This window comes from Allomuricauda sp. F6463D, from assembly GCF_023015965.1.
Classification (GTDB): Bacteria; Bacteroidota; Bacteroidia; order Flavobacteriales; family Flavobacteriaceae; genus Flagellimonas.
Genome location: NZ_JALKAN010000025.1, coordinates 1 through 281 on the forward strand (window position 1 = coordinate 1; position 281 = coordinate 281).

Below are 281 nucleotides of genomic sequence, written 5' to 3' on the forward strand. Positions count from 1 at the left end.
GTGGTTCCTTAACAACAAACATACTTCGTTGACTCTTTTTTGAACGGATGCACATATCCGTCCCATATTATGTCATATAAAAAACTGTTCTTTGTTTTTTGTCGGTAACTATCGATGGAACAACAGGGACGTGCCGAAATAAACTCGGCATAAAAATCTAGGTGGCCATGGCGACGGGGCCCACCCCTTTCCATTCCGAACAGGGAAGTTAAGCCCGTTTGCGCCGATGGTACTGCCACACCAGGTGGGAGAGTAGGTCGCCGCCTTCCTTGAAGCCCTTC

General features: G+C 48.0%; 1 rRNA gene. It reads left to right on the forward strand.

Annotation, left to right across the window (positions count from 1 at the left end):
* Nucleotides 1-157 precede the first annotated feature (157 nt).
* Nucleotides 158-269 (forward strand): 5S ribosomal RNA (gene rrf, locus MWU56_RS16490).
* Nucleotides 270-281 lie beyond the last annotated feature (12 nt).